Genomic DNA, 6653 nt, shown 5'->3' on the forward strand with positions numbered 1-6653 from the left:
TTCTCGCCCTCCTGTTCGTACACCGTCCGACCTCTATGCAGCACGCCAGGGCCACTGGCATGCTTTCGGCCTCCAAGTGACGAGATCGCGCCTGTCGGCGCAGAAGTGGACGTAGAGCGTCCGCATCGGGTGGCGAGGAGGCGTCCATGACGTCGAGTACGGGTCGGAGTCTGCTGGAACTGATCGGCGGGGCCGACGAACGCGGCCTCGCCGCCGCGGGGCTCGCCTGCCTGGACCGCTGTCTGCCGCTGCTCGCGCCCGACCGCGCCGAGGTGCTGCGGCCGGTGTGGGCCGCGGTGGCGCGCGGGGGCGGTGAGACGTGGGCCGAGGCCGTCGCCAAGGCCCGGGTCGAGCTCGACGGCGCGGGCGGCGGGGCCGCCGGCGACGGCGGTGTCGTCACGATGGTGCGCGCGATGCTCGACGGGGTGCCCGCCGAGTGGGCCGAGGCACCCCTGCGCGCCTGGGCCGAGCGGTGCTCGACCGTGGCGCTCGCCGTGCACCGCCTCTATGACGTGAACGAGGACGGCCCGCTGCACGCCGGCGAACTCCGCCGCCAGCTGGCCGTTCTCGACGCGGTCGCCCACGGCCCGACCGGGCTGCGCCGGGCCCGCGAGCTCTCCGTCGAGGGCGGCCGCGTGCTGCGCGCGGTCGTCTCCCGCCGGGCCCGCACCGCCTGAGGCTCAGTCCTCGGCGGGCGCCTCGATCGTCGCGGAGGCGACGAGCTCGGAGAGCTGCCGTTCGGCCGTCGCCTTGTCCAGGCCGAGGCCGCTCAGCACCCCCTCGCCGTCCTCGTGCTCCAGGAGGGCGAGCAGGATGTGCTCGGTGCCGACGTAGTTGTGCCCGAGGCGCAGGGCCTCGCGGAAGGTCAGTTCGAGCACCTTCTTCGCCGCCGCGTCGTACGGGACGAGCGCCGGCACCTCCTCGGCGGCCGGCGGCAGCGTCGGGGTCACGGCCTCGCGCAGCCGCTCGGCGGTGACGCCCTGGGCGTTGATCCACAGGACGGCGAGGCCCTCGGGCTCGGCGAGCAGCCCGAGCGCGAGGTGGCCGGGGACGGTCTCCGCGTTGCGCGCGGCGGTCGCCTCGTTCTGCGCGGCGACGACGACGCCGCGGGCGCGCGGGGTGAAGCGGCTGAACCCGGCGTTCGCGTCCATCTTCTCGGCGTCCGGGTCCTTGGGGACGAACCGCTTCTGGGCGGCCTGGCGGGTCACGCCCATGCTGCGGCCGATGTCGGTCCAGGAGGCGCCGGAGCGGCGGGCCTGGTCGACGAAGTGGCCGATGAGGTGGTCGGCGATCTCGCCGAGGTAGTCCGCCGCGATGACCGCGCCGGAGAGCTGGTCCAGCGTGTCCGGGTGGACCTTCTTGATCGCTTCGATGAGTTCGTCGAGACGGATGCTGACGTTCGGAACCACGGGATGCGTCATGAGGCAACCCTAGGTTGACACTCCCTTGGTGTCAACGAGTGGTTGACAGTCATGAGGGATGACTTCTTTCGGGTGACGTGCCGTATCGCATGAAGAGGGGAGGAAACGGGCGGACTCCGGCCCGGAAAAGGGAGACGACCGGGGCCGCCACCCCCCACAGGAGAGGCCCCGGTCGTCATCCACGGAGCCGCAGCACGGCTCCGTACTCCATACAGCGCCGGTGGTGCGGTTTCTGTCACACCACCCGCCGGGGGAGCGAAGGTTGCAAGTTGTACAAGGTGCGCGGACCGCGTGGACGTGACGCCCGGAGTCGACGTAGCGTGCTGGAGCGCGAGGTGGACTCGGCGGCGATGACCAGCCCCGACTCCGCGGCCGGCGAGCCGGCGCGCGCGCAGAACGCGACCGACGGACAGGGTTTGGGGAGTGCTGGGGGACGACGCGGAGCTGACGGCCGCGGTGCTCGCTGCGCAGGACGGGGACGAGGAAGCCTTCCGGACTGTGTACCGCGCCGTGCATCCCCGTCTGCTGGGCTACATGCGCACGCTGGTCGGGGACGCCGACGCCGAGGATGTCACCTCGGAGTCCTGGCTCCAGATCACCCGTGACCTCGACCGCTTCAGCGGCGACGCGGACCGGTTCCGCGGCTGGGCGGCCAGGATCGCCCGCAACCGGGCCCTCGACCACCTCCGGATGCGCGGCCGCCGGCCCGCCTCCGGCGGCGACGAGACCGAACTGACCGACAAGCCCGCCGACTCCGACACCGCGGGCGAGGCCCTGGAGGCCCTCGCCACCGGCGACACCCTCGCCCTCATCGCCCGCCTCCCGCAGGACCAGGCCGAGGCCGTCGTCCTGCGCGTCGTCGTCGGCCTCGACGCCAAGAGCGCCGCGGAGGCCCTCGGCAAGCGCCCCGGCGCCGTCCGCACCGCCGCCCACCGGGGCCTGAAGAAGCTCGCCGAACTCCTCGGCGTCGACGGCACGGCCGGCGCGGAGCCGGGCGAGGAGGCCGCCGACGGCGGACCGCCGCTCGACGGGGTGCCACCCCAGCGCGGCCGGAACCCGGGGTTCATAGCCCCCGGCGGTGTGACGCATTGGCGTCCGCGTACGCAGAAGGACATGTGATGGCCGACGAGCGGTACCAGTGGCTCGACCCGGAGGCCGCGGAGCGGCTGCTCCGCGGCGAGCCCGTCGACCCCGCCGACCCCTCGGCCCGTGTCCGGGCCGCGGCCCTCGCCGACGCCCTCGACGCGGCCCGTACGGCCGCCGTCCCCGCCCCCGGCGTCCCGCTCGCCGGGGAAGAGGCCGCCCTCGCGGCCTTCCGCACCGCCACCGCCGCCCGCGCCGCCGCCCCGGCCGCCGCGTCCGCCGCCCCCGCCGCCCCGGCCGACCTCGGAAGGGTGCGGCTCACCTCCGCCCCCGGCCCGGCCCGTCGGTGGGGCCGCTCCCTGCGCTACGGACTGGCCGCCGCGCTCGCCGCCGTCACCGTCGGCGGGGTCGCCGTCGCCGCCGGGACCGGAGTGCTCCCGCTCGTCGACAAGGAGCCCTCCCGCACGGTCACCGCCGCCGAGACCGCCACGCCGACCGACCCGGGCGAGCCGACCTCCGGGATCGAACGGCACCCGGACCCCTCGTGGAGCGCGGACCCCGGCCGCACGGACGGCACCCCCGCCCCCGGCGCGAGTCCCACCGCCCGGCCGGACGGTCACGCGACCACGAGCCCCCGCCCCGGCGTCACGCCCTCCGGCGAGAACCGTCCCGACCGCGGCAGGACCGCTCCCACCCCCACCGGCCGCGTCGGCGACAGCCGCGAGGGCCGGCTCACGGCCTGCCGCGAGTACCGCTCCGGCCGCCTCGACACGGCCGGCCGCGAGCGCCTCGCCGACGCCCTGCGCGTCGGCGAGACCCTGCGCCTCTACTGCGACAAGCTCCTCGCCGGCACCGGCGAGGGCGACGCCGCCGGCACCGGCGACGGTGACGGTGACGGTGACAGGGACAAGGACAAGGACACGGGCGACGGCGACGCCAAGGACGAGGACGGGAACGCGCCCGACCTCTCGCACGGCACCGTCCCCACCCCCGCCGACTCCAGCCGCAAGCGCGGCCAGGGCAGGCCGGACCCCAAGGACCGGCCCAGGGCCAAGGCGAAGACAGGGACCGGCCCCCGGACGGGCGCCCCGGCCCCGGCCGGGGACGCCCGGGAGACCGTGCCCGGCACGCCCGCCGGGGCCCTCGCGCTCTGCCCCGTCTGAACCCCCGGAGACGGGGGTGTGACACTTTCGGACCGCCCGGCGCAGTACAGAGTGAGCCGACTGGTCATCGGCCGCGCAGAGAGCCGGGGTTCCCCCCGTACCTACGGCTCCGCGCACCCGGCGCGGGTGGGACACGTTCCCCCGGTCCCACCCGCGCCCCTTCTTCCCTCCCCCTCCGCTACCAGTGGACGACGACCTTGTCGCCGGCCTTCACCTGGTCGAAGAGGGCCGCGAGCTTCGCCCGGTCCCGGACGTTCACACAGCCGTGCGAGGCCCCGGCGTAGCCGCGCGCCGCGAAGTCCGACGAGTAGTGCACCGCCTGGCCGCGGCTGAAGAACATCGAGTACGGCATGGGCGTGTGGTAGATCGTCGACGTCCAGTCCTTGGCCTTCCACTCCACGGCGAAGGTGCCCTCGCGGGTCGGCGTGTTCTCCGAGCCGAAGCGCACGTCCATCGAGGACACCACCCGGCCGTCGATCATCCAGGCCAGGGTCCGGCTCTCCTTGCTGATGCAGAGCACCCGGCCGGTCATGCAGCGCGGGTCCGGCGTGTCCAGCGCGTTGGTGGTGGACGGCTTCAGCTCGTCCGCCGTCGGCTTCTTCGTCACGGCGAGCAGCCGCTGCCACGTCGTCGCGTCCACCGAACCCGTCCCGGGCAGCCCCCGCTTCTTCTGGAAGCCCGTCACCGCCTTCGCCGTGATCGTGCCGTAGAAACCGGTCGGCGCCCGGTCGAAGTGGTCGAGCTGCCGCAGCCGCGCCTGCAGCTCCCGCACCTGCTCGCTCTCGTCCCCGTCCTTCATGAGGAACGCCGCCGAGGGCGCCGGAGCCGGCGACGACGCCGACGACGACGCCGAAGGGTCCGAGGACGACGGGGCCGGCGACGACGGCTTGCCGTCCCCGCCGGCCGGGGCGGAACCGCTCGGCGCGGGCGCCGTGGCCGTGGCCGGCGGCTTCGGCGACCCGCCGCCGGACCCGGCCGCCTGGGCCGTACAGCCGGTCGTGACGAGCGCGACGGCGGCCGCGGCGAGAACGGCTCTGCGTATGGCGGAAGAACGCTTCATGGTTGCCCCCCGAAGAATGAACTGTGCCCATAGGGATGCTTCCCGTCCGCCTGTGGTTGCGCACCTGTGCGGGCAAGCGCTCATGCTGTGAGGAAGGTCCCAGCGTGCTGCTCTCCACCGGGCCGCACGCCCGCCGCTACAGTCCGTCGCGAGGGTCGGTACCGCCGAGTAGCGGCAGCAGGTCAATCGGGAGGCACAAGCAATGGCGCGCGAGTCGGAGTCGGGACTGCCCATCGAGCCCGTGTACGGGCCGGAGGCGCTGGAGGGCTGGGATCCGGCCGGGAAGCTGGGCGAGCCGGGCACGTACCCCTTCACCCGCGGTGTGTACCCGTCGATGTACACGGGCCGCCCGTGGACCATGCGGCAGTACGCCGGCTTCGGCACCGCGGTGGAGTCGAACGCCCGTTACAAGCAGCTCATCGACAACGGCACCATGGGCCTCTCGGTCGCCTTCGACCTGCCCACCCAGATGGGCCACGACTCCGACGCGGCGATCGCCGGCGGCGAGGTCGGCAAGGTCGGCGTGGCGATCGACTCGGTCGACGACATGCGCGTCCTGTTCGACGGGATCCCGCTCGACAAGGTCTCCACGTCGATGACGATCAACGCCCCCGCCTCCCTGCTGCTGCTCATGTACCAGCTGGTCGGCGAGGAGCAGGGCGTGCCCGCCGACAAGCTCACCGGCACGATCCAGAACGACGTGCTGAAGGAGTACATCGCCCGCGGCACGTACATCTTCCCGCCGAAGCCCTCGCTGCGGCTGATCGCGGACATCTTCAAGTACTGCAAGGCCGAGATCCCGAAGTGGAACACGATCTCGATCTCCGGCTACCACATGGCCGAGGCGGGGGCGTCGCCCGCGCAGGAGATCGCCTTCACCCTCGCCGACGGCATCGAGTACGTCCGCACCGCCGTCGCGGCCGGCATGGACGTGGACGACTTCGCGCCCCGCCTGTCGTTCTTCTTCGTCGCCCGCACCACGATCCTGGAGGAGGTGGCGAAGTTCCGCGCCGCCCGCCGGATCTGGGCCCGCGTGATGAAGGACGAGTTCGGCGCCAAGAACCCCAAGTCGCTGATGCTCCGCTTCCACACCCAGACCGCCGGTGTGCAGCTGACCGCCCAGCAGCCCGAGGTCAACCTGGTCCGCGTCGCCGTCCAGGGCCTCGCCGCCGTGCTCGGCGGCACGCAGTCCCTGCACACCAACTCCTTCGACGAGGCCATCGCCCTGCCGACGGACAAGTCCGCCCGCCTGGCGCTGCGCACCCAGCAGGTCCTCGCCTACGAGACCGACGTGACCGCCACCGTGGACCCCTTCGCCGGGTCGTACGTCGTCGAGAAGATGACCGACGACGTGGAGGCCGCGGCCCTGGAGCTGATGGCCAAGGTGGAGGAGCTGGGCGGCGCGGTCAACGCCATCGAGCGCGGCTTCCAGAAGAGCGAGATCGAGCGCTCCGCCTACCGCATCGCGCAGGAGACCGACTCCGGCGAGCGGGTCGTCGTCGGCGTCAACCGCTACACCATCGACGTCGAGGAGCCCTACGAGCCGCTCCGCGTCGACCCGGCCATCGAGGCCGAGCAGGCCGAGCGCCTCGCCAAGCTGCGGGCCGAGCGCGACCAGCCGGCCGTCGACGCGGCGCTCGCCGCGCTGAAGGCGGCCGCCGAGGGCACGGAGAACGTCCTGTACCCGATGAAGGACGCCCTCAAGGCCCGCGCCACCGTCGGCGAGGTCTGCAACGCCCTGCGCGAGGTGTGGGGCACCTACGTGCCCAGCGACGTCTTCTGACCCGTCGTACGGAAGGGGCGCCCGGGCCCCCCCCCCGCCCCCCCCCCCCCCCCGGGGGCGGGGGGGGGGGAGAAAACAACCCCACACCCCCCCCCCGGTCCCAACAACCCCCGACCGGGGGGGTGCCCCACAACGCACCAAAA

6 protein-coding genes are annotated in these 6653 nt (G+C 73.6%); 4 read left to right on the forward strand and 2 right to left on the reverse strand.

All coding sequences use genetic code 11. The features are described from left to right. Nucleotides 1-146: 146 nt before the first annotated feature. The gene (locus tag ACFVU3_RS35275; RefSeq protein WP_390072855.1) at nucleotides 147-677 is read left to right on the forward strand and encodes a hypothetical protein; all 531 of its coding nucleotides are present in this window, start codon (nucleotides 147-149) and stop codon (nucleotides 675-677) included. Between the two features lie 3 nt (nucleotides 678-680). On the opposite strand, the gene ACFVU3_RS35280 is transcribed toward ACFVU3_RS35275, so the two are convergent. Beyond that, nucleotides 681-1421 (reverse strand): Clp protease N-terminal domain-containing protein, encoded by a 741-nt coding sequence (locus ACFVU3_RS35280; protein WP_390072856.1) that lies wholly within the window; start codon nucleotides 1419-1421, stop codon nucleotides 681-683. 423 nt (nucleotides 1422-1844) lie between these two features. Between ACFVU3_RS35280 and ACFVU3_RS35285 the strand changes: the two genes are divergently transcribed. Beyond that, nucleotides 1845-2540, forward strand: a complete 696-nt coding sequence (locus tag ACFVU3_RS35285; RefSeq protein ID WP_390072857.1) for an RNA polymerase sigma factor — start codon at nucleotides 1845-1847, stop codon at nucleotides 2538-2540. After that, on the forward strand, nucleotides 2540-3667 hold the full coding sequence (locus ACFVU3_RS35290; protein WP_390072858.1) for a hypothetical protein: 1128 nt from the start codon (nucleotides 2540-2542) through the stop codon (nucleotides 3665-3667). Before ACFVU3_RS35285 ends, ACFVU3_RS35290 begins: the two co-directional genes overlap by 1 nt. Nucleotides 3668-3845: 178 nt before the next feature. On the opposite strand, the gene ACFVU3_RS35295 is transcribed toward ACFVU3_RS35290, so the two are convergent. After that, nucleotides 3846-4727 (reverse strand): L,D-transpeptidase family protein, encoded by an 882-nt coding sequence (locus tag ACFVU3_RS35295; protein ID WP_390072859.1) that lies wholly within the window; start codon nucleotides 4725-4727, stop codon nucleotides 3846-3848. A gap of 202 nt (nucleotides 4728-4929) precedes the next feature. On the opposite strand from ACFVU3_RS35295, the gene ACFVU3_RS35300 reads away from it, so the two are divergent. Continuing rightward, nucleotides 4930-6510 carry a methylmalonyl-CoA mutase gene (locus ACFVU3_RS35300; RefSeq protein WP_390072860.1) on the forward strand — a complete coding sequence of 527 codons (1581 nt, stop codon included), beginning with the start codon at nucleotides 4930-4932 and terminating at the stop codon, nucleotides 6508-6510. Nucleotides 6511-6653: the final 143 nt, after the last annotated feature.

This window comes from Streptomyces sp. NPDC058052 (genome assembly GCF_042885515.1).
Lineage (GTDB): Bacteria > Actinomycetota > Actinomycetes > Streptomycetales > Streptomycetaceae > Streptomyces.